Annotated in this window: 19 protein-coding genes and 2 tRNA genes; 9 read left to right on the forward strand and 12 right to left on the reverse strand. The window is 42.2% G+C overall.

Features of this window, described 5'->3' with window-relative positions; all coding sequences use genetic code 11:
• Positions 1–107 precede the first annotated feature (107 nt).
• From CXF69_RS05450 to CXF69_RS05460, 3 genes are read right to left on the reverse strand one after another with little or no spacing between them, the layout of a single operon-like run.
• Positions 108–1,376 carry a DUF6161 domain-containing protein gene (locus CXF69_RS05450; protein ID WP_102078757.1) on the reverse strand — a complete coding sequence of 423 codons (1,269 nt, stop codon included), beginning with the start codon at positions 1,374–1,376 and terminating at the stop codon, positions 108–110.
• A complete protein-coding gene (locus tag CXF69_RS05455; RefSeq protein ID WP_102078758.1) occupies positions 1,376–2,620 on the reverse strand; it encodes a restriction endonuclease subunit S in 1,245 nt (414 codons plus the stop codon). The genes CXF69_RS05450 and CXF69_RS05455 overlap by 1 nt, the downstream gene beginning before the upstream one ends.
• Positions 2,613–4,145: a type I restriction-modification system subunit M gene (locus CXF69_RS05460; RefSeq protein ID WP_102083160.1), complete on the reverse strand. Its 1,533-nt coding sequence runs from the start codon at positions 4,143–4,145 to the stop codon at positions 2,613–2,615. Before CXF69_RS05460 ends, CXF69_RS05455 begins: the two co-directional genes overlap by 8 nt.
• 404 nt (positions 4,146–4,549) lie before the next feature.
• Between CXF69_RS05460 and CXF69_RS05465 the strand changes: the two genes are divergently transcribed.
• The 3 genes from CXF69_RS05465 (at position 4,550) to CXF69_RS05475 (ending at position 7,676) form a co-directional block, all read left to right on the forward strand.
• Complete coding sequence (locus CXF69_RS05465) at positions 4,550–5,341, forward strand: DUF4339 domain-containing protein (RefSeq protein WP_102083161.1); 792 nt, start codon at positions 4,550–4,552, stop codon at positions 5,339–5,341.
• A gap of 33 nt (positions 5,342–5,374) precedes the next feature.
• Positions 5,375–6,262, forward strand: coding sequence for a hypothetical protein (locus CXF69_RS05470; protein ID WP_102078762.1), 888 nt, complete (start codon positions 5,375–5,377; stop codon positions 6,260–6,262).
• A gap of 694 nt (positions 6,263–6,956) precedes the next feature.
• A complete protein-coding gene (locus tag CXF69_RS05475; RefSeq protein WP_102078763.1) occupies positions 6,957–7,676 on the forward strand; it encodes a hypothetical protein in 720 nt (239 codons plus the stop codon).
• Positions 7,677–7,770: 94 nt separating this feature from the next.
• Here the strand turns inward: CXF69_RS05475 and CXF69_RS14305 are convergent, their stop codons facing one another.
• The 8 genes from CXF69_RS14305 to rsmH all read right to left on the reverse strand — a co-directional run bounded on the left by CXF69_RS14305 (position 7,771) and on the right by rsmH (position 17,985).
• A complete protein-coding gene (locus CXF69_RS14305; RefSeq protein WP_180952663.1) occupies positions 7,771–8,142 on the reverse strand; it encodes a hypothetical protein in 372 nt (123 codons plus the stop codon).
• A gap of 443 nt (positions 8,143–8,585) precedes the next feature.
• A complete protein-coding gene (locus CXF69_RS05480) occupies positions 8,586–9,533 on the reverse strand; it encodes a putative RNA methyltransferase (RefSeq protein ID WP_102078764.1) in 948 nt (315 codons plus the stop codon).
• Between the two features lie 139 nt (positions 9,534–9,672).
• On the reverse strand, positions 9,673–10,791 hold the full coding sequence (gene mraY, locus CXF69_RS05485) for a phospho-N-acetylmuramoyl-pentapeptide-transferase (RefSeq protein ID WP_101205970.1): 1,119 nt from the start codon (positions 10,789–10,791) through the stop codon (positions 9,673–9,675).
• Between the two features lie 3 nt (positions 10,792–10,794).
• Positions 10,795–12,243 carry a UDP-N-acetylmuramoyl-tripeptide--D-alanyl-D-alanine ligase gene (locus tag CXF69_RS05490; protein WP_102078765.1) on the reverse strand — a complete coding sequence of 483 codons (1,449 nt, stop codon included), beginning with the start codon at positions 12,241–12,243 and terminating at the stop codon, positions 10,795–10,797.
• 82 nt (positions 12,244–12,325) lie between these two features.
• Entirely contained in the window at positions 12,326–14,041 is a 1,716-nt protein-coding gene (locus tag CXF69_RS05495) for a UDP-N-acetylmuramoyl-L-alanyl-D-glutamate--2,6-diaminopimelate ligase (protein ID WP_102078766.1), read from the reverse strand.
• 66 nt (positions 14,042–14,107) lie between these two features.
• Complete coding sequence (locus CXF69_RS05500) at positions 14,108–16,198, reverse strand: peptidoglycan D,D-transpeptidase FtsI family protein (protein ID WP_102078767.1); 2,091 nt, start codon at positions 16,196–16,198, stop codon at positions 14,108–14,110.
• The gene (locus CXF69_RS05505; RefSeq protein WP_057762053.1) at positions 16,195–16,677 is read right to left on the reverse strand and encodes a cell division protein FtsL; all 483 of its coding nucleotides are present in this window, start codon (positions 16,675–16,677) and stop codon (positions 16,195–16,197) included. Before CXF69_RS05505 ends, CXF69_RS05500 begins: the two co-directional genes overlap by 4 nt.
• A 306-nt stretch (positions 16,678–16,983) precedes the next feature.
• Positions 16,984–17,985, reverse strand: a complete 1,002-nt coding sequence (gene rsmH, locus CXF69_RS05510) for a 16S rRNA (cytosine(1402)-N(4))-methyltransferase RsmH (RefSeq protein WP_228706742.1) — start codon at positions 17,983–17,985, stop codon at positions 16,984–16,986.
• Positions 17,986–18,382: 397 nt separating this feature from the next.
• On the opposite strand from rsmH, the gene gltX reads away from it, so the two are divergent.
• From gltX to CXF69_RS05540, 6 genes are all read left to right on the forward strand, one after another.
• The gene (gene gltX / locus CXF69_RS05515; protein ID WP_102078769.1) at positions 18,383–19,909 is read left to right on the forward strand and encodes a glutamate--tRNA ligase; all 1,527 of its coding nucleotides are present in this window, start codon (positions 18,383–18,385) and stop codon (positions 19,907–19,909) included.
• A 155-nt stretch (positions 19,910–20,064) separates the two neighbouring features.
• A complete protein-coding gene (locus CXF69_RS05520; protein WP_102078770.1) occupies positions 20,065–20,430 on the forward strand; it encodes a hypothetical protein in 366 nt (121 codons plus the stop codon).
• A gap of 122 nt (positions 20,431–20,552) precedes the next feature.
• A tRNA-Ala gene (locus CXF69_RS05525) sits at positions 20,553–20,628 on the forward strand.
• Positions 20,629–20,776: 148 nt separating this feature from the next.
• Positions 20,777–20,852: transfer RNA gene (locus CXF69_RS05530), tRNA-Glu, on the forward strand.
• Between the two features lie 291 nt (positions 20,853–21,143).
• Complete coding sequence (locus tag CXF69_RS05535; RefSeq protein WP_102083162.1) at positions 21,144–21,797, forward strand: LysE family translocator; 654 nt, start codon at positions 21,144–21,146, stop codon at positions 21,795–21,797.
• Positions 21,798–21,867: 70 nt separating this feature from the next.
• Positions 21,868–23,208: a HEPN domain-containing protein gene (locus tag CXF69_RS05540; RefSeq protein WP_102083163.1), complete on the forward strand. Its 1,341-nt coding sequence runs from the start codon at positions 21,868–21,870 to the stop codon at positions 23,206–23,208.
• A 63-nt stretch (positions 23,209–23,271) separates the two neighbouring features.
• Here CXF69_RS05540 and CXF69_RS05545 read toward each other — a convergent pair whose 3' ends face one another.
• Positions 23,272–26,109, reverse strand: coding sequence for an aconitate hydratase (locus tag CXF69_RS05545; protein WP_102078386.1), 2,838 nt, complete (start codon positions 26,107–26,109; stop codon positions 23,272–23,274).
• Between the last annotated feature and the right edge of the window lie 44 nt (positions 26,110–26,153).

A 26,153-nucleotide genomic window follows, 5' to 3' on the forward strand; every position in this document is an offset into this window, starting at 1 on the left:
CTTGCAATAAGAACTTATTTAAAATAACTTCAAAGAATGCCCGCTTGCATAAATCAAGTATGTAATGCTGTAATATAGTTAGTGCAGCATATATGTATGCTACACCTCTATCTATTCGATGAAGCATTAATAATCTCATGTACACCAGGCATAGTTGGACTAGAATCACCTGAGATAAGCCCTGTATCTGCTCGGCTAAATAAAGCTTGTAATACAATACTGCGTGCATCGGTATCAAAATCATCTTTTTCATGAGTTAACGATAGATATAGATAGGTCAATTGCTCTCGCTCTTCTGCATCACGTTGCAAATGGTAAGAACTAAATACCAGTTTTGAAAGTGCTTTTATAGCAAAGGCATAGACTGACAGAAGGGTAATAAATAGAACAACCCCTTGTAGGCTGTCTATACTTATAGTAGTAGTCTGAGCATTTATCCACGTATAAAATAGAACACCAAAAATGGCAAGCCCAACAGCAACGAACCCTGAAAGAATTAGCGCCCACCGATTTCCTAGTTTTTTATAGTCTTCAGCTTTCTTACTCCAGTAACTTGCAGCAGGCTCTAACCTTAGTTTTTCCTTGTAAGTTTTTTCAAGACTTTCAATTTCTTCACTCCAAATACTGAACTGTTTATTACAATCTCTCATTAGAACATCTGAGTTTTCCTTAAATTTTTTCTTGGAACTGTGAAGCTCTTCATATAAATTATCTCTCGTATTAAGAATCCTTTCTTTCAATTCGTCAATAGATTCTTCTTCGAGCGTTATTCTTCTTTCCAAATAGCTTTCACCCTGCATTTGAAACTCATAAGATAATAGAGCACCTTTGAAAGCGTCTAAATTACTTAAGTTAGTAAATCTTGGCTTTTCAAAGAAAGCTTCGAAAAAACTGCTTGCTGTCACTACACCATAAGCTCTGAATATTTCGAGACCTTTTTTACAGAATACATGTTCAGACCACACCCAGCTCTCGTTCTGTAAAGAGTAGAAAGTCTGCTGAATACTACTTATAGCCTCTTCAACTTCAACTTCTTCGTTATGATTATTATCAATCCATAAACCAACGAACTTGAGTTTGAAATTTTCATCTAGGTCTTTAAAATATAGTCCAGAGCTGATAATTGAATATAACAAAGGCCTTTCTGCTGTCCGAATAGCATGTCCTTGTACAACCTCTTCAATATGCATTCTGTCTTCAGCTGTGAGATGATCTTCAATTTTCGTCCAAAAATCTCTTTCTAAGGCTATAAAATCTCTCAATTTGTATAAAGTATTAAAAGCGAACTTTTCCCCAGTTGCATCTTTAAATGAAAAATCTATTTCTCTATCTTGAACCTTTCCAGGGTTGTTTAGACTAAGATCGTTTATATCCATCAAGCCACCTCCCCATCAACCACCACCCGCTTCTTACCCGTGAGCAACACCTGCATCAGCGCCTTTTTCTCTTGCTGCAAATCAGCCAACTGCTGCTCAAGCAACTCAATTTCTTTATCGGCATTGGTTAATACCGTAGCGATTTTTTGTTGTTCAAGGAGAGCTGGAACTTTAATTTTTATAGCTTTAATAATAGTGGCACTTAAATTGGGTTGTCCACCTTGAACTAGTAGCAATGCTTTCAACATTTCAACTTCAAGTAAATAAAACAAGAATAAGTTATGGAATTTTTCTTTTGGCTCTAATGCTAAAACTGCTTGATTTACAGTTGCACTATCTAACGTATTCAAAGCTACTTTACCTGCTGTCGCGCCATACATAGCAACAAGAATACTTCCATTTTTAACTATTTTTGCAGAAGAGTTTTGAAGCCCTAGTTCTGTTATATATTCATTTACAGAATCGACAAATCTATCGTTCAGTTTTCCAGAAGTAATCCAAGGAATGCTACCGTTGTAATACTCATCCTTTGTTCTAGAAGGTGTTCCACCTGAAAAACATTTTGAAGTAGAACCTATACTAACCTCTTCCCACTCACCCTCAAACCGCTGACCCAACCCATCAAGCAAACGCTTTTTACCCGTCAGTAATTGCTGCATCAGCGCTTTTTTCTGCTGGGTGCTATTGTCAATCAAACGCTCAGTGGTGCTAATCGCTTTATCCCAAGTCGATAGGATTTTGGCGATTTTTTGTTGTTCTGGGAAACTTGGAACAGGAACTTTTATTTCTTGCGTAAGCTTAGTATTAAAAACTCCTTGTGCTCCGCCTGCTGCTCCAGCAAAAATCTGTTTTTTACCAAGTGGAGAGAGTAAAAAATAGGTAAAGAAATCAATATCAGCATCGTCTATTAAACTTGATTTGATGATAATTGCATTTGCTATATTAGCGACGCTATTTAAGCCTGTAACTTTGCATACCATGCCTAAGTTAGCGCCTACACGGGCAATTAGTATGTCGTTATTCTTGATTTGAGATTTTTTATTTTTATCATTAAATGAGTGAGTGACATATTTAAGGTCTATATGTCTAAAATAACCATTCCTAATATTTAACGTTCTATAAAAAGGCACTCCTTCTTCTTCAGAGCAATAATAGTCATTGACGTTTCCTACATATCCTACAACTACCTTAGGAAAGACCTTACCTAATCGTTGTACTTGCCAAGATGATGGGTATTTATTCATAACCCAACTCCTTTAAAAATCCTGCCATTTCACTCTCTAAACTTTCCAATTCAGCCTTTAACTCCAGACGCTCAGTACGCACCGCATCCAAATCAATCTCCGCCTCTTCTTCAAAAGTATCGACATAGCGGGGAATGTTTAGGTTAAAGTCATTTTCTTTTATTTCATCAAAGCTCGCTAGATACGCATATTTATCCACGCTTTCCCGCGATCTATAGGTCTCGATGACTTTAGCAATGTTATCTTCAGTCAGCTGGTTTTGGTTCTTACCTGATTTGAACTCATTACTGGCATCAATAAACAGGACCGTGTCATCGGTCTTATTCTTTTTAAACAGTAAAATAGCGGCTGGAATCCCCGTACCAAAGAACAGCTTTTCGGGTAAACCAATCACCGTATCGAGTAGGTTTTCTTCGATGAGTTGCTGACGGATTTTGCCTTCACTTGACGCACGGAATAGCACGCCATGCGGCACGACCACGCCCATACGTCCAGTGCTTGGCTTAAGCGTTTCGATCATATGACTGATAAAGGCATAGTCGCCCTTAGTCTTGGGCGGTACACCACGATGGAAGCGACCATAAGGATCGCTACTAGCATCTTCATGACCCCATTTATCTAGTGAAAACGGCGGATTGGCCGTCACCACATCGAACTGTAATAAATGCTTGCCGTCTTTATCAAGTAGCAGCGGATTACGGATGGTATCGCCCCACTCGATACGGTGGTTGTCCTCACCGTGTAGGAACATATTCATCTTGGCCAGTGCCCATGTCGAGCCAATGGCTTCTTGACCGTATAGCGCATACTTCTTAGAATTTGAGTTTTTGCGTACCATCGCCCCGCACTTAATGAGTAGCGACCCTGAACCACAGGCTGGATCACAGATCTCATCACCTTCGACAGGCTCAAGGATAGTCGCTAGCAAATTGGATACCTCAGGCGGTGTATAGAACTCGCCAGCCGTCGCTCCACTACTGGCAGCAAAATGCTTGATTAAGTATTCGTAAGCATTGCCAATCACGTCGAGGCTACCGACACGCTCAGCACTTAGATTGAGAATGTCTTTGCCAAAATCTTCTAATAAATGGCGTAGTAGCTCATTCTTTTGCTTTTCTTGACCTAATTTATCTGTGTTAAAGCTGATATCTTGGAAGACGTTTTTGAGCTTGGTGCCGTTGGCTTCTTCAATTGCATGTAGCGCCTCGTCAATACGTTGACCGTTGCCTGGCTGATGACGCAGCTCGTATAAATCCCAAAAGCTTGCACCTTCAGGCAAGACAAAACGCTGCTTGGACATCATGGCGTGGATCAGCTCGGGGTTGTCGCCATACTGCTCGACCAGCTTGTTGTACTCATCTCTATAGACGTCAGACAGGTACTTTAAAAATAACATGGTCAAGATAAAGTCTTTATAAGTATCGGCGCTGATGACCCCGCGAAAGGTATCACAAGCATTCCATACGGCTTTGTTGATATCGTCTTGATTGATTTGGGTAATATGACTAGCAGTACTGTCGGGCATTTGTTATTCCTTAACGCGCTGGAAAATTGCTGGTTATTATAGTGGTGTAATGATAGCAGGGTCCAAGAGAATTGGCAGATGTCATTGCTGAAAAATTTGATTCTATTAACTCTATAAGGGTACTAAGCAGTATCGCGAAGTGGATTAATATTACTGTCGAGTTTAGCTTTTCATTTGATGCCTTAGATTAAACTTATCTAGCCTTCTTAGTTTTAAATTAGCGCGGCTTGTTTTAATAGAGTTATTAAATAATAAAATAAATGTTTGTTCAGTTCCGATATTCTTTGCTAAATTGTTGCTAATATGTTAAATTTATTGATTTTCATAAAACAAACATTGGTTCATTAATAGTGTAAAAATACTAATGGCCAATGTTTGTTTTTATGTTGCTATAGGGATTCAATATGAATGGTAGTAGTAGGGTCAAAAGTTATCACTACATATCAAGTGATGGTAAAACTATAGGGCCAATCACTGAAAAAGAGGTCAAAAAGCTACTGTTAGAAGAAAACATAAATATAGATACACTAGTTTGGGATGGTAATGGTGATTGGAAGCCTATAAAAGATACAGATTTAGCAGAGGGTATAAGTTCTATTACGCCACCACCGCCACCGCCACCGCCACCGCAAAATCAAAGCACAGGAAATAATTCTAGAGACACAGGAGTGCTTACAAATAGTCTAGCTTGGGGAATAGCCCTCAGTTCATTTGTTAGTATTATCTTAGGATTAATAGCATATATAGCAGCTATTATAATGGCTTTCATAGATCATAAAAAATGCAAAAAACAAGGCATAGATATCTCACCAAAATGGATGATTTTTATACCTATATTGTACCTTTGGAAAAGATCCAAAAAATTTGAAGATAATAAGAAAATATTTTGGATTGGCTGTGCAGGTATAGTCGTTTCTGTTTTATTCATATTCTCCGAAATAGGCAATCTTTCTGGAAATAGTTATATAGAAGAAAATTCTTGTGAGCAAGTTACTGACATGGTGAGGTTCGGTTCTTATATAACTGGTTTAGATGAATTTGGGGGCGATAATGTAAGATGCGAAGAAGTTAATGTAGATCTTAAAATTTCTGATAGTAAATACTATGCTACAGCTATATTGAATACTGGTGACGCCATAGATATCACTATACGTACTGATGGTGATCAAGTACAAGCATCAATAGGTAGAGAATAATAATCAATCAAGTACAGTATTAGTGAGAAATTTATGAAAAAACTATTAATGTTAACTTCAATACTTCTACTAACATCATGCTCAGATAATGAAGCTGATACTGGCTTTATAGCTAATGAAGCTGATATTTCTGAAGAATACATTTATGACGAAGTAAAATCTAGTTTTGATTTTGAAGAGTATAATGAATTTCCAGATTATAACGTAGAGGATACAAATGACTTTCTTAATAAATTATTAGTGGTTAGCTTGTTAACTGATGACCTAGATGATAATGACAAAAATATCATAAGTCGTATTGCATTAGGAGATGATGAGTACGAGAGACGGTTTGGTGAAGTAGGTGACAATCCCTTTAAAAGAGAAGATATTACTGAAAGCACTTATCAAGAAGCACAAAATTACGGTAATTCTATTAGAGATAATAGAAAATTCGTTTTTGATATAGATCATGATGACTATTATTATCCTCACTATGATGAGGTAGCAGAAGAAGATAAGAAGTTAATCACAGCTATCGCAACGGACTATAACAATAATGAGCCTCCACTTAAGAGCTATAGCATTGACGGGCAGTACTTTCCATTATTTGGTGTCAATAGTATATCAATCAACTTAGAGACAAGAGAGGACATAGATGGTAGGAAAATAACTAAATACCAGCATGTTCTTGATGAGCCTTATTATATACGTATGAGTAAGCTATATGTTAGTAGCAGAGAAAAAGCCGAAAAAATACAAGACCTAATAGATAAGAAAGAGTTAGGAATGGCAGGAAAAGTTTATGTCGAATTCATATATGATGAGATTTCCATGTCAAACTCTTCTGCTCCTTATAAAATAAACGGTATTGTATTAGATTTCTATGACAAAAATACTAATGAAATACTTGAAAGCGCTCAAGAGTTCAGATCGTTGTAGTTAGAGATAACGGTATCAATATATTTGTTGGTAAATATATTGATACAATTTATTATGAGATAAATCCTATTATTTGCTTTGTATCCAACACTATAATGCTGTTGGTCTATTTGGTGGTCTAATGCGCAGTAAAAAATATATAAACACAATAAAATCAATAACCTAGCCTATTAGTTTGACTTCCTCCTTCACCGCCAATCTTATTCTGCTTAAGTAAAACCTCAGCTTTTCTATCTTGTTCTACCCTTTCCTAAATATTCTTTATATATTTTAACAGTTTAACAGTAAGACTTTCAGTCTATACTCATCCTCTACTGCTGTCTGAAATATTTCAGTTTAGCCTTAACTCCGTGTGCTGTATGAATCTAATAAATATATATAATCGAATAATACGTTTATTGACCAAGCTAAAAAATCGTACCATGGACTGAGAGTGACTCATAAAATGAGTCGATACTCTATTACGATTCGTTTTATTATCAGCTTAATTTTATTCCTAGACCCTTATACGAAAAGGCTTTGAGTTTTCCTGTGGCATTCAATCTAGCTTTGTATCTATATTTACCATCATTGCTATACCGTACAAAAATGTAATCACAATAGGGTCTCTGATACTCGGCAGATGCCATTGTCCAAAAATTGGATTATAGTAGATATCGGTAGTATTTATTTAAATAAACTAAAGGATACAACGATGAAAACACTAGGAATGTGTATCGTAGCAGGACTCGGATTGAGTGCTTGCGCTACTGGCATGGGCGGCATGGCAACAGGTAATACCAATCAAAATAATAGCTCTGATAACGTAGTCACTCAATACCCAGTTGAGACTGCCCTACTCAATATCTATACCAAACAACGTAGTGAAAAACTGATCGCTACTGTCGGCGGACAAAGCGTAGCCGCAGATATTCAAACAACCCCTAAAGGCAGCATGCGCTTTAATAATAGAATGGTACAAGGCGCAGAAGTCAGCACAATCAACACAGTGAATCAGCAGATTACGGATCAGTCAGTCGCTATCAATTATTTTACGCTAGACCCATTGGTGTTCCATGGTTTTACGGATAGTACGGGTGAGTATTCAATCGCTAAACAAACGACTAGTATCCCTAAAATGGCTACTGTAGGCGACTCAAATCAGCTCATCACTGAAAACGTATATGCTGACAGTAGTATGCGTCAGAAAACCGCCACTTATAAGCAGGACTGGTCACTCACACAAGATACAAATAACACGGCGTGGCTCTGTATAAAAACCTCAGGTAATCTGCTTTTGACTTCTGGTGCTGCAGATACGTCGTCAGAATGCTATAAAATCAATGCCAAAGGCGATGTTTTGAGTAGTAAGGTCACACTCACTCAGCCTAATAAAAGCGGTACATCCAAATCAATGACATTTATCAGTCAGTAGCATTTGCTCAACTAGTAACGCTCAATAGTGTCATATAAGAACAAAAAAATAGCGCCTAATTAAGGCGCTATTTTTGGATGGTAGGATCGTATTTTTATGAGCGACGGTCATGGTTGTTTTTATCATGGTTGTTTTTATCATGGTTGTTTTTATCATGGTTGTTTTTATCATGGTTGTTTTTATCATGATTGTTTTTGTTGTGGCTGTTTTTAGTATTGCTGTTTTTAGCATGAACATTTTTGGCTGTTACTTTATGTTTAGCAGCCACTATTTTCGCTTTGTGATATGACTTTGCTGCCTTAGCTTTGGCATGCTTATAGTTATTACTCTCTTTATTGCTGCTGTGTTTTTGATGCTGTACCTGAGCTGTATGATGCTTATCAAAATTAGGCGCGGCATTGGCCTGACCAACCATCGACAAACAAGCAGTAACGGCTAGAATCGAGCTAACTAGTATCTTTTTCATCATTTTATTCCTTTGAATTCATATTTAGAGTAGTTATAGATAATGCATTTAGTGTTAAATGAACTATCGTGATAAAGCTTTACTCTATCGACAAAGAGAATGATAAATGATTCTAGTATTAAGTAGATTTATGAAACTTGAAGAAAGGTTGCGATTGTTACGAGGGTATGCGTGATCAAAGGCATGTTAGGTGTTGGCGTAATGTTTGGTTAAATGACAGCGTATTTAGGCTTTATCGGTAAGCATCGTAAACAAGATATTTATAAAAACGCGAATGACTAGCTGATTGATAAAGAGTGCAAATACGGAAACGGTTAAGCCAAATTTCCTGATATCAATATTTCTGGTATTCGAAAAACCTAACTCATTAGGAGTTAATGGCTAATGTTTAAAACGAGCATAGCAATACCCCATACTGCTATGCTCTAAATGTGCTAAATGTGCTAAACAGACGTTTTCTGCAAAATATAAACCACAAACTTTGCCTCTGTGCTAAATGCTTCTTTCTCTACTGCTGCCAGTAGTGCTTGCCTTTTTTCGCTGCGGGCACGGTACGCATAAGGTGTCATCGTCATCAAATCAGCCAAATCCTCTGCGGATAACGTCAGCTCTGTACTGACACGGCAGGTCTCAACCAACGTAAAATATGGTGCCAATTCTTGCAAAAATTTATCAGAATCATGCTCACGCACATCATCAAATAGCGCATCACGCATCGTTGCCAAATGCCTAACATCAGGTTTGGCAATAATCAGATAGCCACCATCCATCAATACATTATCAAATGCCTCGGGCAAAATGGGGCTAAAAATACTACTAATACCCCTCATACTGTGCGGGCGTAATGGTAAATGTGCAGCACTGGTCACTAATGGATAGACCGCTGTCGTTTTGGCAGTATCTTCTTGGCGCGGCTGATACCAGAGACGACCTATCGCTTTGCTTACTTTAGCCAACTCAACCACTGCAGGCTTACTGATGTCAGCGGCTATAAGCGTATCTATAACATTCAAGCTCATTTGTGCCATTGCCTGCGTGTAGTAACCTTCACCGCAGCCAATATCAAGCCAATTGACTGGCTTGCTATCTTGCTCGTTTATGAACTCATCGTTAGACAGCAACTCTGTCATTTTTTGACTAATTAGTTTTTGGAGCAAGGCATAGTGCCCATGATTCAAGAACCGTTTACGCGCATCGATAGATTCTTGGCTGTCCCCAGGTGCTTTGGACTTTTTTTGTTGTACTGGCAGCAGGTTGACATAGCCTTGACGCGCTACATCAAAGGGATGTGAAGTCTGCTTAGGGTGCAAACTACCATCACAGCGCCAAGTATCTGCAGCGGGCTGTAGCGGTGACTGACAAAGTGGACAAATAAATAACGACACGGGCATCTCAAAGTGATAGCAATATGCTTCGCATTTTAACAAAATTCATGTGTCTTGAGCGACAAAAAGCCGTCTCAATCATGATTGAAACGGCTTTTTGGAGTTTTGCAAATTGATATCTATATAGATATTCGGCGGTTATAGCTTAACGCAGTTTTAGCGTCATTAGCCCAAGGATGACAAGGATAATAGCAATAATCCAAAATCTCGCCACCACTTGTGTTTCTTTCCAGCCAATTTCCTCAAAATGATGATGCAGCGGTGCCATACGGAAGACGCGTTTTTTGCGCAGTTTGTACGAGCCAACTTGCAACATCACCGATAGCGCTTCTGCGACAAACAAACCGCCCATAATCGCGAAGGCAATCTCTTGACGGGTCATCACGGCGATAGTACCTAGCATCGCGCCCAATGCTAGCGCGCCAACATCACCCATAAAGACTTGTGCTGGATGCGCGTTGAACCATAAGAAACCAAGGCCTGCTCCGACCATTGAGCCACAGACGATGATGACTTCGGAGTTATAAGGAATATAAGGTACATGCAAGTAATCAGCAAAGCGTACATCGCCTGATACATAAGCCATCGCGCCCAAACCTGCAGCGACGAGAACGACTGGCAAAATCGCCAAACCATCCAAACCGTCGGTTAGATTGACTGCGTTAGAAGCACCATTAATCACAAAATAGGTAAAGATGATAAAGCCAATACCAAATGGCACTGCTGAAAATGGAATCATCCAGTCTTTGAATACTGGCAATAGCAGATCCTGCATCTCACGCGTGGTGTTGATATCGGGTTGTAGCGTGGCAATATAGTACAAAGAAACACCGACAAATAACGCACCCATAGATAGCCAAAAATACTTTTTGCGAGCTATTAAGCCTTTTGGATCTTTGTACTTAATTTTTAGCCAATCATCAGCCCAACCTACGGCGCCGAAGATAACCATAACCACAAGCAAAATCCAAACATAAGGATTGTTTAGTCGTGCCCACAGCAGCGTCGATATGCCAATCGCACTGAGGATCAATACCCCGCCCATGGTTGGCGTACCAGTCTTGGCCAAATGCGATTGAGGCCCATCGTTACGAATGGCCTGACCGTATTTGAGCGAACGTAGGTGCCGAATGACACGGCCACCAAACATCATGCTAAATACAAGGGCGGTAACAACTGCAAGCAATGCTCGCAGCGTCAACGAAGAAACCGCAGAAAACGGCGTATAATACTGGCCAAGCCAGCCGAACAACCAAACTAACACCGCCTACTCCTCTACTAGCGCATGAATAAGTGTTTCCATTCCCATGGAACGAGAGCCTTTGAACAACACAGTACAAGGCTTAGCTTGTTGCGCTTGCAAATACGGCTGTAAATACTGTAATAAACTGTCTTTATCGGCGAAAGCATGAGCGCTGATATCAGATACCTCTTGCGCACCCGCAACGGTATAAGGAGCATATTCGCCAACACAAAGCAGCACGTTGATACCTGTGGTCGCAATAGTACGGCCCAAGCTCTGATGCTCACTGATAGCCGCCTCGCCTAGCTCACCGATATCGCCCAGTACCATGACCTGCGTACCTGTTTGCGCAGCCAATACTTTGGCAGCGGCACGCACTGAATGCGGGTTAGCATTATAAGTATCATCAATAAGACGATGCATACCAAGTATTTGGCTATTTAAACGACCTTTAGCGGGACGCGCATTTTCTAGCCCAATGACGATGTCACTCACTTCAATATTTAGCGCATACGCACAGGCAGCAGCAGCCAAGGCATTATTGACATTGTGTTCACCTGCCAATGGCAAGTTGATATCATGGATTTGGTTACCAATATGTAGTTTAAACTCACTACGTTCAGGCTCTACGTCTAGATGGCTTGCGCTTACATCCGTATTACCAAAGCCAATCACATGTGAGGTGTGCTTTTCAGCGATACGGCGTAGCTGATTGGTAAAATCATCCTTATCAGGAACAATCGCAAACTGCGCGTCCGTCAACGTATGGTAAATCTCTGCTTTGGTTTGGCAGATACCTTCACGGCTACCAAACTCACCCAAATGCGCTGTACCGATGTTTAAGATACAGGCCACGTCAGGCTGAACGATTTCAGTCGTATAAGCAATCTCGCCAATATGGTTTGCACCCAACTCTAAAATAGCATAGCGATGATGATCTGATAGCTCAAGCAGCATCATTGGTACACCCAAATCGTTATTGAGGTTACCACGAGTGATCAAGGTCGGTGCCAATCTACCAAAAATACTGCCAAGCATTTCTTTGCAAGTGGTCTTGCCGCTAGAGCCCGTAATAGCAATTACAGTCAAATCTGTATGCTGCTGACGACGATACGCTGCTAATTGACCTAGCGCCAAACGGGTATCGCTGACCACCAATTGCGGAATAGCATTTGGGCCGGACAACGAAATAGGATGCGAGACAACAGCGGCAACAGCGCCTTTTGATATTGCTGTGTCGATATAATCGTGACCATCAAAATTATCGCCGCTTAGCGCCAAAAATATATCGCCTGGCTTTATCGTACGGGTATCGGTGGCTATACGTTTACTGGACAAGGCCGTCTGTTCTGCTCCATGGCCTTGTGGTAGTTGCCAATGCCCATCGAGCGACGTGGTCGCTGCGAGCAGATTGTCCATTTGCCAGACATAGAGCCCTTGCGACTGGGCAGTATTATCGGTGTCGGCTGTCATAATGATTACCTTATATGATGACTACTTAATTTTTATATTTAATGATCAATTTTTACTAATGCATGTAACGCGAGCCAACCAATTACACACGTCCCGTCTGATTCAATGCCTGCTGCAAAACAACACTGTCATCGAAATCATAGCGGACGTTATTAATCTCTTGATAGGTTTCGTGACCTTTGCCTGCGATGACAACGATATCATCTACACCTGAGTGACTAACTGCATACTCAATAGCGGTTTGGCGGGCAGGTTCAATATGGGTTCGTTGATATTGCTCAACTGTCATACCAGCCTGCATATCTTGCAAAATTACATTTGGGTCTTCGGTACGTGGATTATCCGCAGTCAGAACAACTTGATCAGCACCTGCCAGACCTGCTTGTGCCATCAACGGTCGCTTGCCTGCATCACGATCTCCACCGCAACCAAATACTGCCCAAAGCTGACCTTTACAGTGGGTTTTTAAGCTTGCCAGCACTTGGCTTAGAGCGTCTGGAGTATGCGCATAATCAACGATAAAGCAGCCATCATTTGACGGTACACGCTGCATACGCCCAACCGCACCTTGCAACTGTGCAACAGCAGGCGCAATACGCTCAATATTTATAGCCAAGTCAACATCAAGTGCTACGACGGCTGCTATCGCTGCGAGCAAATTGGCTACATTGAAGCGACCTAATAATGGACTGATAATCTCTATGTTGTCAGCTTTCTCATCACCAAAATTCGTACGCAGATTAATTTTTACACCCTGCAGACTCGGTGAGATATCAGCGGCTACAAAAGTAGCAGATTTTGATGAATCCAAACTGTACGTCCATACCGTCAAGTCGCTAGCATTTGCCGTATCTAACATAACATGAGCGTGCTCATCATCGATGTTGATAATGGCATGAGTCAAATCTGGAAAATGAGCTTTATCAAACAGCTTTGCTTTGGCAGCGGCATATTCTGCCATATCGGCATGATAGTCTAAATGGTCACGACTCAAATTGGTGTAAATCGCTACAGTGACTGGCATACCTTGTAGACGTTGCTGGTCCAACCCGTGAGAGCTGGCCTCTAATGCTAATACTTCTGCTTGCTCTGTTCCCATCTGATATAGGAACTGCTGGACAGCTAACGCATCGCCCGTGGTATGGCTGGCTTGCACCAGAGCGCCAAGTCTACCATTACCTGCCGTACCCATCACTGCACTACTCTGACCCATCAATTGAGTAAGCTGTGCTACTAATTGACTGATGGTTGTTTTACCATTCGTACCAGTCACCGCAACCACGGTCGGTAGAGTCACTGGCTGCTGATATTGCAGGCGCGCTTGAATTAAGCTACCCAAAAAGTCGCGAATGTTAGGAACATATAAGACAGGGCATGGTAATGCTGCTAGTTGCTGAGGTGCATTAGCAATACTATCTGTCTGCGGTTCACTACTGGGATTTGAGGGATTTGTTGCTTCGCTAAGTAAAACACTAGGGTCAATTTCTGAGAGAATAAACGCGGCTTGTTTAGCGGCTTGCCGTAAATAGTCGCGACTTTTTTGAGGGTTGGCTGTTTGACTCTTTAGAAGGACGAATACGTCGTTCGCTTCCAGTTGACGACTGTCTAAGCGAAACTGCTGAAATGGGATATGGGCAGTAGATTGAGCTTGTTCTGACTCTGCCTGCTTGAATACTTTCTGAATCGATGTTTCTATCATCGCTGTAAGTTTCTCAGCCAGTTTTTGCTGCTGGCTTTTATTGGCATCTATAAGCTGTTGTAAAGTAACAGTAGCGCTATCTAGCGATGATATAGTCATAGATAAATCCTAAACAGTTAAAACGTGTCAGCTCAGTAGAACTAGACATTTAAAATAATTGAACGCTTACTGCGCTTCCGTTTTTAGTGGCTTATCCAAAGGCACATTATACAATCGCAATGCTTCTTTCATTACATTATGGAAGACAGGGGCGACCGTTAGACCAGCATAAATCTGACCGCGCGGGTCTTCGATAAGCATTACGCCTACCAGCTTTGGATTGGATGCAGGCGCCATGCCAGCAAAGACGTTACGATACTGATCCGTATAGTAACCACCGTCTGGATTGATGCGGCGTGACGTACCCGTCTTACCTGCCACGCGATACCCGTCAATGGCAGCGGCTTTTGCCGTACCACCAGGCTCAGTCACGCTCTCGAGCATCTGTACGATAGACATTGCCTGCTCATGCGCCATAATGCGTTTGCTTGGCTGCGACTTATCATCTTTAATTAAAGTTAATGGATGCATGACTCCACCTGCTGCTAGGGCTGAATACGCCTGTGCAACCTGTGCTAATGTCACTTGTAGACCATAACCATAACTGACCGTCGCGCGGCGCGAGGTTTCTTTCTCTTTTGGCGTAACGATTAAACCACTGCCCTCACCTGGGAACTGCAAAGGTGTTTTTGAGCCAAAGCCAAACTGTCGTTGCATATTACTAATAGCATCGGCTGGCAGTGATAGCGCAATCTTGGTGGAGGCCACGTTACTGGATTTCTGTAATAGCGTGGCCATGTTAATCATACCTAAATTGTTATGATCTCGAATGGTATAGCCACGTACGCGAATCGAACCAGGATTGGTATCAATCAAAGTCGTTGGCGTATATTTGCCCGAGTCTAGCGCTGCCGCCACGGTAAACGGTTTCATCACCGAACCTGGCTCGAACACATCTAACAGTGCGCGGTTACGCTGATTTTCACCCGTCATCTCATTAAGGTTGTTCGAGTTAAACGACGGCCATGTTGATAGTGCCAGCACTTCACCAGTCTGCACATCAACGATCATACCCGTTGACCAACGTGCTTTTTGCAAACGCCCAGCCTTTTCTAGCTCTTTATATAGCAAATACTGTAAGCGCGAATCAATCGTTAATGCCACATCTTTGCCAGGTACTTCTGGCTCGATCTGTTTGATTTCTTTTAGGCTGTTTTGTTTGGCGTCTTTTAGAACCAGTACTTTTCCGTCATCACCTGCCAGATCTTTTTCGTACTGACGCTCAATACCAGCACGGCCTTCGTAACCGCCTTCAGGATCTTTGGCGTTTTGACCCATAAAGCCCAGCAGCTGCGCATTAGACTGTGGCTGCGGATAATAACGCTGAAAGAAATTCTTTTCGTAGACGCCAGGGAAATCAAGCGAACTGACGCTTTGGGCAATCTCAGGTGTGACCTTATTAAGCAGTGGCAAATAGTGCGATCCTGCGCCAGATGGCAAAGCAGCTTTTACCGCTTTCTCATCGGTCACATCGATACTGTCATCAATGGCCGTGACTTTTTTCAACTCATCGACCGAGATATTGGCAGCAGCGGCTAGCTTTGTCAGGTCCATATTATCCAGACGCTTTTGCATACGCGCCTGTAATTGTGGACTGCTAGGATTGGTAATGATAATGCGCTTTAGCTCGTAATATTCACGAGAATAATCATGTGGACTAAACGAAACAGTCGCGAGCGGCGCACTGACTGCAAGCGGTAGATTATTACGGTCGGTAATCATACCGCGATAAGATTTTTGGGTGCGCTCACTGGTAATGAGCTCATTGCCTTTGTCTTGATAGAACTGTGCGTTGGCAACCTGAATATAATAGGCGCGGCTAATCAATAGCGCTAATATGACCAGCGCTAGACCCCAGACCATACGAAAACGGTTTTTGTCTTGTTCGAAACCACCGAGAGCAGAAGCACCTGACGCTTTGCTCGAAAAAACCATTTTTCTCTTGCGGTTTTTTACACTGGTGTAAGCCCCTTGGGTATCGCTTTTTTTGATGCGTCCGAATAGTTTGGCCTTACGATTACTTGTAGCTTTATCGGGCTTGCTACTTGTTTGACCAGACTTAGCAGCACTGGCTCGGCGGAGAGGTTTGGTTACCTTGCCGCTGGCTGGTTTTTTGCTAGTGTTTTTTGCGGTGGATTTAGGCTTTTTCTCACTCATTGTCCTGCCTCCGTCGCTGGTTCTTCAGGAGAGATGTCGGTAGAGGCACGTGGCCCAATAACGTCAGACATATCTTCATCTGAGTCTTCCGTAACCACTGGCACCAATGCAGTCGCAACACCAGGCTGAATAATCAGCTTATCCTTTAATGTTGGCGAATACATACCCAATTCAGCAACCGCTCGACTGGCAATCTGCGGAGTGGCGCTAAAGGTTTGCTGCTCAATCAATAGACGCTGATGCTCTACTTGTAGCTTACGTTCTTGTTTTTTCATGTCTTGCAAGGTTTTGTAGTCCTGATGATATTGCTGAACTTCTTCGGCAGTTTTGATACCACTCCATACAATCGTGGCTGCCAATAGCAGTAGCACGACCACATAAATGCTCACCACATTAAACCGGCGCACGAACAGCTCGCCGACATCGGTATTATAAGGTGTAGCAGTGCGGCGATTCGCAGGTTTGTCAGATATTGCCATGACGATCTCAAAAAGGTGAACGTAAACGATAAAGTAGATAACGGATTGCGAAAGATGAACGTGTCATTATTCGGTCATACCATTGATAAGTATCAAACCAAACACGTTGCATGGCTGTACTACATATAAAGCCATGCAACTATCATGCAGATAAAAATCAACTGCTGAGCCTAACAGACAATATTTACAGATTTTTAACAGTGGCGTAGCCATTAGGACATTTGCGCATCATTTAGACAAATATTAGCAACCTCAGGCAACTCACTAATCATATTCGACTATGACTTGTGGCGTCGTGATGTTCTTCTATAACCCTGTTGTCTGCTCATAAGCTGTGTCGGTGCGAGTTGCCATACGCAACCATGCACTGCGCGCACGCGGGTTTTGACTCGTCTCAGCTTTACTTGGGCCAACACGTTTTGGCTTGCTAAAGTAACGTGGACGATTGGGCGGCATTGGCAAGTTTTCGTCTTCTGGATACTGCCCTTTGCTATGACGCTGCAAAAACTGCTTGATGCGGCGATCTTCTAGTGAGTGAAAGCTAATCACTGCAAGCTGTCCGCCCGACTTTAAGATAGGAATGCTTTGCGCTAAAAAGTCGTCAACATCGCCCAGCTCATTATTAATAAAAATACGCATGGCTTGAAAGCTTTGCGTCGCTGGATGTTTACCCCGTTGCCAGTTAGGATGCGCTACTTTGATCACTTCTGCCAACTCAAGTGTAGACTCGTAGCTTTCCATCTGTTTGATAGCGCGTGCAATACGGCGGCTATGACGCTCTTCGCCAAACTCATAAAGCACATTGGCCAACGTTTCGTCATCGACTGTTTCAAGCCATTCGGCAACTGACTGGCCACGACTGGTGTCCATACGCATGTCTACTGCCCCGTCACGCATAAAGCTAAAGCCGCGACTACCATCATCAATCTGCGGTGATGAAATGCCCAAATCCGCCATCAAGCCATCAACTTCAGTGATGCCCATAGCAGCCAGACTGTCGGTCAACGTCGCAAAACTATCGTGAACCACACGCACACGGCTGTCTTTGGTTGCCAGCTCTTGCGCCACGCTGATAGCTGTCGGATCTTTGTCAAAGACAATCAGTGTTGCGTCATCGGCGAGTTGACTTAATAGCAGTCGGCTATGGCCGCCACGACCAAAAGTCGCATCAACGTAGATACCACTTATATTTAAGCTATTTTGGTCACCTTCTGTTTGCTTGGGCAAGGATTTTACACCGAGCACCGCAGCGACAGTCTCTTGCAGCAGCACCGCATCATGGACAAAACTTAATTCATCAGACGTGATCTCGCCCTCATGACGGGCGTGAGTAACATCCAGATCGACATCTTGCGTAGACGCATCCTTTATAACAGAAGGATTGGACACTGACTCAGAGAGATCAGCGGCGGCAGAAGGACTGGCTTTCGATTTTGGCTTAGACTTTGATAGGCACACAAACAACTCAATAGATGACGACCGTACTGGCCAGTAATTAGATGAAAATAAACAAGTTATGACTTGCTTAGCATTATTATCGCAAGGATACACCTGTAGTCAAGCACTAGAAGGGCTTTTCATTAAAAATATCACGTGTCTCTGTTATACTAGCGCTATATTTTACGCTATTTCTTAACATCGACTTCATATCTTTCATCGCTATTTATACTAATAGCTTATATCGATAGCAAACTTTGAGACTTTTATCATGCAAACCTCTACTGACAGCACGCGCCCTGTACGTACGCGTATCGCCCCATCACCAACTGGCTTCCCACACGTAGGTACTGCCTATATTGCCCTGTTTAACTTGGCCTTTGCCAAAGCTCACGGCGGCGAATTCATCTTACGTATCGAAGACACTGATCAGACTCGCTCGACTGAGCAATCAGAACAAATGATTTTGGACGCCTTACGCTGGGTTGGTCTGGATTGGAGCGAGGGCCCAGATATTGGCGGCCCACACGCCCCTTATCGTCAGAGCGAGCGTAGCGATATCTACAAAAAGCACGCCGAGATACTCATAGAAAAAGACCATGCGTTCCGCTGTTTTTGTACCAGTGAAGAGTTAGATGCTATGCGTGCTGAGCAAATGGCCAATGGTGAAACTCCACGTTATGATGGTCGCTGCGCTCATCTTGCACCAGAAAAAACTGAGCAATTGGTAAGCGAGGGCAAGCCGCACGTGATTCGTATGCGTGTACCGACCGAAGGCACTTGTCAGGTACAAGACATGCTACGTGGCACCGTTGAGTTCCCTTGGACTCAAGTCGATATGCAAGTACTGCTAAAAACAGACGGTATGCCAACGTATCATCTCGCCAACGTCGTCGATGACCACTTGATGGAAATCACTCATGTGATGCGCGGTGAAGAGTGGCTGAACTCTGCGCCTAAGCATCAACTGCTATATGATTATTTTGGTTGGGAAATGCCGACCCTTTGCCATATGCCGCTCCTACGTAACCCTGATAAGTCAAAATTGTCTAAACGTAAAAACCCAACCTCTATCACCTACTATCGTGATGCAGGCGTGCTACCTGAAGCATTGTTAAACTATCTTGGTCGTATGGGTTACTCAATGCCTAATGATTCTGAGCAGTTTACGCTAGAAGAAATGATTGCCAGCTTTGATATTCAGCGTGTGTCGCTTGGTGGCCCTATCTTCGATATCGAAAAGCTAAACTGGCTCAATGCAGAATGGCTACGTGCGCTTAGTCCTGAAGAGCTAAAGAATAAAATCCTTGAATGGGCCAGCAACAGTGATAAGCTAACCGCTATCGCAGCGGCGATTCAGCCACGTATCGAGCTATTGTCTGATGCGGTTAATTGGGGTGGTTTCTACTTCCAGAACCTACCTGACATCAATGCTGAAAGCTTTACTCATAAATCACTCACCCCTGAGCAAATTATCGAGATGCTGCAATTAGCGCTTTGGCAGTTAGAAGTCCTGCCAACGTGGTCAGAAGAAAACATCTATGCCACGCTAAAAGGCCTTGCTGCTCATCTGGATATTAAGATGCGTGATTTTATGGCGCCGTTCTTTATCGCTATCGCTGGTAGCACCTCATCGACGCCAGTCATGAACTCTATGGCGATTATCGGTGCTGATATGACCTTGACTCGCTTGCGTCACGCCGTTGATGTATTAGGCGGTCTCGGTAAAAAGAAACTGAAAAAACTTGAGAAACAAGCGGCAGAACTACCAGATTTCTTAGCTGCTGCTGAATAGTTTAGAAGCTGAATAACTGATCTACTAAACAGTTAACTAGCTAAACTTGTCGAATGTAAAAGGGTCAGGCTATCTCTGACCCTTTTTTCGTTGTTAATAAGTACTACTCTCAGAATATAAAAACCTCTTACTCAATATTTTAATTGGAAATAAGCATGGCCGCCAAAACCGTCACGATAGAAAGCAAAGACTATGTCTTTAATACCCTAAAAGAAGCACAGAAATATTATGATGCCATCATAAAGGAACTGTTTGATGCAACTTTGACCCTGACCAAGGGCCAAGACTTCGAAGATTTAAAATGGATATACAGCACTTACTGTGGTTACACCAAGCATAATCTAGATAAATTGGGCAAATATAACATCATCGGTGTCAAAGGTATAAGAACGATCCGAGAGAAAGGCGGTCAATATATGCCAACTGAATGCTGTGCGATTATTTTTTCTGATGGTAGCGAAGAAGAGTTTTATACTGATAAAGCCATCAAAGAGATCGCACTTAAGCAAAATCCACGCTAATTTGGGCTTATTGAGGCTTTAAAGTAGGCTAAATCACTTTTTTTTGCATATTTATGCATTATTTTTAAAATAGTGGTTGACAAGACTGCCGCTCTTACATAAAATACGCACACTCTTAGCGAGGGGCTATAGCTCAGTTGGTAGAGCACTTGCATGGCATGCAAGGGGTCAACGGTTCGACTCCGTTTAGCTCCACCATACTTATTTATAGCAACGCTCAGTATTACTGAAACGTAATAATAAATACTCGCTAGTAGGACGATATCAGCACCTAGGCAATGCTTATTTACTAAGCTATCTGATATTGTGAAGTACCGTTGTAACCACTGGTTATAACACTCTATGCGTCCCCATCGTCTAGAGGCCTAGGACACCGCCCTTTCACGGCGGTAACGGGGGTTCGAATCCCCCTGGGGACGCCACTATTCGGCGTCACTTACTAGCACTTTTGCTTAGCATCAGATTAGACTAGTAAGCGAACAATAAAAAAGCCCAGTCATCATACGGTGACTGGGCTTTTTTATGTCTGTCATTTCTCAACATCCTCTATTCTATTGTCGTTAGCTTATTATTAATCGCTGCTAGCTTACTGTTGATAGCACTATTGCCAACCTATCTAATACTCGTTAATATCGACCTGATAAGCATATTTATAAAGTGCAGCCACATACTATAAATGATGGGCTTAGCGTAATTAGAGGGAAGTGATTGCGATGTTTGGTATCGAGAATTATCTGGGGTTTATCTTGGCGGCTATTTTGTTAAACCTAACGCCAGGTACGGATAGCATGTACATCATCACCCGTAGTATTTCACAGGGACAAACAGCAGGATTTTATTCTGTTCTTGGCATTACTTCGGGTATTTTGGTACATACTTTATTGGCGGCGCTAGGATTGTCCGTATTACTTGCCAATTCCCCTACCGCTTTTATGATTGTTAAATATATTGGGGCCAGCTATTTGTGTTATTTAGGCTTTAAGATGCTGACGAGCAAAAACTCTAACTCGATAGCAAACAATTTATCCAAAGAGCAGGACGTGACTAGCCAAAAGGCTGTAGATGGTTGGCAAATATATAAGCAAGGCGTATTGACCAATACTTTTAATCCAAAAGTCGCTTTATTCTTCTTGGCGTTCTTCCCTCAGTTTATCGACGCTAGTTATGCTTATGGCATGCTGTCATTTTTGATGTTGGGGCTGACTTTTGCCACCACAGGCTTTATATGGTGCTTGAGTTTGGCGATGTTGGCGTCAAAGTTCAGCAAAAAACTAAGAGAGAATCCAAAAATTGAATCCATGATGAATAAAGTAAGTGGTGTCGTATTTATGGGGCTAGGAATTAAGTTATTGACTGAGAAGGGTTAAGTATAAGTGTTTAAATTATTCATTTGAATTAAGCTATGCTGATCATCTGTATCGGCTAAGGTATAAATTTATGGGCGCTTCTAATCAAGATATTGAGGACTTAAACTTCATTATAACTGAAGGAGTAAGGCTCAATAAATTATTTAAACTAGATCCTGAGTTATACAAAAGTGATTTTGACAATGATATGGACTGCATGTTTTCTTCTTTAGAACCACCGCAATACATAGGTAAAATTGAGTACACGTCAATTCAATTCAATTTTTCATCAGCTGCTCAGAGAGTATTAAAAAATATAGCTAAAAGGCAGCATGGATTTATTGAAGGTATAACAGTACATGAATTGGAAATTGAAATTAGAAATTCCATATATATACATTTAAGCAATAGTGGTAATTTTGACTCACCGGGCTGTATGAAAATACTATCGAGGGCACAGAAAAGAGCGAAGAAAAGTAGGACGCAGATTACGTACTTCTTTCCGTTTAATGCAATTGGTTTGAGCCCTGAAAAAGAAATAAATATTGGGAATTTAAAAATAATTCATAAAGATAGCATTTACGCTAAAGTAAAAGAGGATGACCATTATCGTTTCTTTTTAAAGAGTAATGAAGATAGCTTCAATTGTCTATTACATATACCTATACCAGAGAGCTCTAGTAAGCTGAGTAAGCACAGAGCAGAGAATGTCGCAAATTTCATATATGGAGTTATTAGAGTTTTCACCACATCCTATCACTATAAAGCCGATCAAATAATACTGTTAAATCATCCTTTTCATAAAGATACTACTCATTATATAGCTAATAGCAATGATGAGTACTGGATTGAAGGCTCCTATTCGTTCAATGAGGATTTAAAGGAATTTTGGGACTTATTCGAAGAAGACTTAAAGTCTGATATAGGAACTGTTATAAGCAAGCTTGCTAATCATGCAATCTCTATCAACGGTAAAGAGTGCTTAGCTGACCGCTTAATTGACGCATTCTACTGGTTTGGAGAGGCAGCAAGAGATAATAATGAAAACGCTCAAATTATTAAACTTGTCACTGCGATGGAAAGATTAGTCACTTTATCTGATAAAGATATAACAAATAATTTCTGTAATCGTATAGCTTGTACCATTGCTGCTTATCATGGTGATCTAGATAGATGGAAGAGTGATTTGAGCAAAATATATGACCTCAGATCAAACCTGGTTCATGGTTCTCGAAATCTATATAAATCATATGATTTACCATTAGATTTTAATCCGTTTCAACTAGCTTACCGCGCTATACTTTCTACTTGTATATTGTTTGATAAAGTAGGTTTGGAACTTTCGGTGAAAGAGAGTATATTGAAAAATATATATGCTGAACTAATTGAGATTGGTAAAGACGATAAATATAAGCAAAAGAAGAGTCCATAAAAAAGCCCAACCCCCTACTTTGACGGAGATTGGGCTTTTTGTCATATAAAGCTTAACTAACTACTAGCCTGCTTCTTTGCTCTCAGCAGCCAATTGACGTAGTACATAGTGCAATACGCCGCCATGACGCACATATTCGCGCTCTTTTGGCGTTTGTAGACCAACATTTACCTCAAAGGTTTCTGCCGATCCGTCAGCACGTGTAGCCGTAACCGTGGCCGTTTTACTCTCGCCATTGTCCAAACCTGTGATGCTCAGCACTTCTGAACCATCTAGTTTGTAAGTCTCTGCATTTTGACCATCTTTAAACGTCAATGGCAGCACACCCATACCGACTAGGTTTGAACGGTGAATACGTTCAAACGAGCTGGTTAAAACTGCTTTTACGCCTAGCAAGATGGTACCTTTAGCTGCCCAATCACGGCTCGAACCAGAACCATACTCTGCCCCGCCCAATACCACTAACGGACGCTTATCTTCTTTATACTTCATCGCTGCGTTATAGATAGGCATTTCTTCGCCATCTTGTAACGTAGCGCTGTCATCTTTGAAGTAGTAGGTATAGCCGCCTTCTTTACCGCCCATCATGGTGTTTTTGATACGGATATTGGCAAAGGTACCACGAGTCATGACTGCATCATTACCACGGCGTGAACCATAGCTGTTAAAGTCTGCTTCCATCACACCGCGCTCTTGCAAGTAGTTACCTGCTGGTGAGTCTGGATCGATATTACCTGCTGGTGAGATATGATCGGTGGTGATTGAATCACCGAACAGACCTAGGATACGCGCGCCTTCGATATCAGGGATACCTTCTGGCTCCATAGTCATACCATCAAAGAACGGTGGGTTTTTGATATAAGTCGACCCTTCATCCCATGGATATAGTTGGCTATCCGCTGAACTAATTGCGTTCCACGCTGCACTGCCGTCAAATACTTCGCCATAGTTTTTTCGGAACATATCGGCATCGATATTGTTGGCAATTAACTCGTTAATTTCTTCCGAGGTCGGCCAGATATCTTTTAGAAATACATCATTGCCATCTTGATCCTGTCCTAGCGGATGAGTGGTCAGATCGATATCTACTGTACCTGCTAACGCGTAGGCAACGACTAACGGTGGTGATGCTAAATAACTGGCTTTGACATGCGAGTGAATACGACCTTCAAAGTTACGGTTACCAGACAGTACCGCTGCTGCGACCAAATCATTTTCCTCAATGCCTTTTTCGATCTCTTCTGATAATGGTCCTGAATTACCGATACACGTGGTACACCCATAACCGACTAGATAGAAGCCTGTTTTTTCTAGCTCATCCATCAGATGGGTTTTTTCTAAATAGTCGGTGACTACTTTAGAACCGGGTGCGAGCGATGTCTTCACCCAAGGCTTGGCTTTAAGACCTTTGGCAGCAGCTTTTTTGGCCACTAGACCTGCACCAATCATTACCGCTGGATTAGAAGTATTGGTACAAGAAGTAATGGCAGCAATAACTACCGACCCGTCTCGTAGTTTGTGTTGTTTGTCATCGATGCTGACATTTGAGAAGACATTATTTGCTGGCGCGTAACCTGCATTGTCATCACTGGTATCAACTTCGATATTCGGTTCAGCCGCCAAGTGTTCAGCTTGCTCTTGCTCGCCGCCTTCTTGATCAAAGCGTACTTTGCCTTCTACTTCTGACTTGCGATCTTTGGTCATTTTTTCTAGCGTTTCGCCGAACTTCTCATGCATATCAGACAAATTGATACGCTGCTGTGGCAAGTTCGGACCAGCAAGTGCTGGCTGTACTGACGACAGATCTAGTTCTAATTTGCTTGAATAAGTCGCCGCAGGTGTATCGGCATCGTGCCATAAGCCTTGCGCCTTAGCATACTTTTCAACCAACTCAATCTGCTCTTCATCACGGCCTGATAGACGCAAGTAATCAATCGCCATTTGGTCAATTGGGAAAATACCACAAGTCGCACCATACTCTGGTGACATATTGGCAATGGTAGCGCGGTCCGCTAGCGGCATACTATGTAAGCCTTCGCCATAAAACTCGACGAACTTACCTACCACACCATGTGCACGCAACATCTCAACGACACGTAATACCAAATCGGTTGCGGTGACGCCTTCGGTTAGCTTGCCTTTTAACTCAAACCCGACCACTTGTGGAATCAGCATCGAAGACGGTTGGCCTAGCATCGCAGCTTCAGCTTCGATACCGCCCACACCCCAACCAAGCACGCCAATACCATTAATCATCGTGGTATGGCTATCTGTACCAAATACTGTATCTGGATAAGCTGTCAGCTCACCATCGACGTCTGCTGCCATCACCACACGGGCTAAATACTCAAGGTTAACCTGATGCACGATACCTGTCGCTGGTGGTACCACGACGAAGTTTTCAAAGGCTTGCTTGCCCCAATGCAAAAACTCATAGCGCTCATTGTTACGCTTAAATTCAATCTTTTCATTCAAATCTAGCGCATCTTCGCGGCCATAAGCATCGACCTGTACAGAGTGATCGACGACCAGCTCACTAGGAATAAACGGATTGATCTGCTCAGCCTTACCGCCAAGCTCGACCACTGCATCACGCATCGCCGCCAAATCGACTACTGAAGGTACACCAGTGAAATCTTGCAATACCACACGCGCTGGCATAAAGGCGATTTCTTTTGACGCCTCAGCCCCTGCATCCCAGTTGGCAACTGCTTCGATATGGTTTTTGCCAACTGACTGGCCGCCGTCTTCGTTACGCAATAGGTTTTCTAATACCACTTTCATACAAAATGGTAGTGTATTGATATGCTCATAAGTTTCGGTCAGCTTTGGTAGGCTGTAGTAGGCATGTTCCTTGCCAGCAACCGAAAGGGTGTCTTTTACATCAAAAATATCACTCATGATAGCTTCCTTATCGTTGTTATAAATCCTGGACATAAATTATT

Source organism: Psychrobacter sp. Choline-02u-9, assembly GCF_002836505.1.
In the GTDB taxonomy this organism is placed as follows: domain Bacteria; phylum Pseudomonadota; class Gammaproteobacteria; order Pseudomonadales; family Moraxellaceae; genus Psychrobacter.